Here is a 2045-nt window from a genome sequence, read left to right on the forward strand (position 1 = left end):
GGAAGCGGTCCTGCGCCCGAAGGTGGACGCGGCACTGAACCTCCACGAGCTGACCCGTGACCTGGACCTCACCGCCTTCGTCCTCTTCTCCTCCGCCGCCGGGGTGATCGGCAATCCGGGTCAGGGCAACTACGCCGCGGCCAACGCGTTCCTGGACGCGCTGGCCACGTACCGCAGAGCGGAAGGTCTCCCCGCCCAGTCCCTCGCCTGGGGGCCGTGGGCGGACGGGGGCATGGCCGACGGCCTGCACAGCGCGGACTCCCAGCGCATGCGCCGGACCGGCATCGCAACCCTGTCGGCCGAGGAGGGAGCCGCCCTCTTCGACGCGGCCGAGACCGCCGGCGGGGCGGCACTCGTCACCATGCGGGTCGATCTCACAGGAACGGACGCTCCGGGGCCGGACGACCTGCCGGACCTGTTCCGAGGGCTCGTACGGCCCAGCGGCCACCGAGCCACCGACCCGACGGCGTCCGGTGCGGCGGCCTTCCGCCGGCGGATGCACGCACTGACCGCCGACGAGCGCACGGACCAGGTGCTCGACCTCGTACGGGCCCACGCGGCCGCCATTCTCGGCTACGCCGGGGCCTCGGCCATCGAGCCGGACCGGGCGTTCAAGGAGCTCGGGTTCGACTCCCTGGCCGCGGTGGAGTTCCGTAACGGCCTGGCGCAGGCCACGGGGCTGCGCCCGCCGGCGACGTTGGTCTTCGACTACCCGAACTCCCGTGTGCTCGCGGAGTACCTGGCCGAGGAACTGCGTCCCGACTCGGCGACGGACGCCCAGGCCGTCGAGGAAGAGCGGGTCCGACGCATTCTGAACGGAATTCCCCTGAGCCGACTCAGGGACGCAGGGCTGATGGAAGTCCTCTTCGAGCTGGCCGGTGCTCACGAAGAGCCGGTGAACCCGGCCGAGGACACGGACGAGAACTCGACCGATTCCATCGACTCGATGGATGCCGAGAGCCTGATCAGCATGGCACTCGATGGTTCCGGCCTTGACGACGCGACGCAGGGAATGTGAGAGCCCCGATGACTAATTCTGACGAGAAGCTGGTCGCCGCACTGCGTGCGTCGCTCAAGGAGAACGACCGTCTGCGGGCCCACAACAGGAAGCTGTCGTCCGCAGCCCGCGAGCCCATCGCCATCGTCGCGATGAGCTGCCGCTTTCCAGGAGGAGTCGAATCACCGGAGGCCCTGTGGCAACTGGTGAACGATGGCGTGGACGCGATATCCGAATTCCCGGACAATCGCGGCTGGAATGTCGGATCTCTCTACGATCCGAACGGCGAACGGCCGAACACCACATACGTCAACAAGGGCGGATTCCTCCACTCCGCAGACACTTTCGACCCGGTTCCCTTCGGTATCAGTCCGAACGAGGCCCTGATCATGGACCCGCAGCAGCGGCTGCTGCTGGAGTGCTCGTGGGAGGTGTTCGAGCGGGCCGGCATCGACCCCGCCACACTGAAGGGCAGCAAAACCGGTGTATTCGCCGGAATGATGTACCACGATTACGCCCACAACAGCGCTACCGGTTCCATCGCGTCCGGCCGCGTCTCGTACGTCTTCGGCTTCGAGGGCCCGTCGATGACAGTGGACACGGCGTGCTCCTCGTCGCTCGTGAGTCTGCACCTGGCGGCCCAGGCGCTGCGGTCGGGCGAGTGCTCGATGGCGCTGGCCGGCGGCGTGGCGGTCATGTCGACGCCTGAGGTCTTCGTCGAGTTCAGCCGGCAGGGCGGCCTCTCCAAGGACGGCCGTTGCAAGTCGTTCGCGGGTGCCACCGACGGCACCAGCTGGTCGGAGGGGGCCGGCGTCCTGCTCCTGGAGAAGCTCTCCGATGCTCGCAGCAACGGACACCCGGTCCTTGCGGTGCTGCGGGGCAGTGCGGTGAATCAGGATGGTGCGAGTAATGGGCTGACGGCTCCGAATGGTCCTTCGCAGCAGCGGGTGATTCGTGCGGCGTTGGCTGATGCGCAGATTTCGTCGGATCAGGTGGATCTGGTGGAGGCGCATGGGACGGGGACGCGGTTGGGTGATCCGATCGAGGC

At 67.8% G+C, this 2045-nt stretch carries 2 protein-coding genes; both read left to right on the forward strand.

Features of this window, described 5'->3' with window-relative positions; translation table 11 throughout:
• Window positions 1-1018 (forward strand): beta-ketoacyl reductase (locus B082_RS37200; protein WP_037711393.1); only part of this gene is annotated, 1018 nt, incomplete at its 5' end.
• Between the two features lie 8 nt (window positions 1019-1026).
• The coding region (locus B082_RS37205) for a beta-ketoacyl synthase N-terminal-like domain-containing protein (protein ID WP_018555995.1) at window positions 1027-2045 on the forward strand (1019 nt) is incomplete at its 3' end.

The organism is Streptomyces sp. ATexAB-D23 (genome assembly GCF_000373645.1).
In the GTDB taxonomy this organism is placed as follows: domain Bacteria; phylum Actinomycetota; class Actinomycetes; order Streptomycetales; family Streptomycetaceae; genus Streptomyces; species Streptomyces castrisilvae.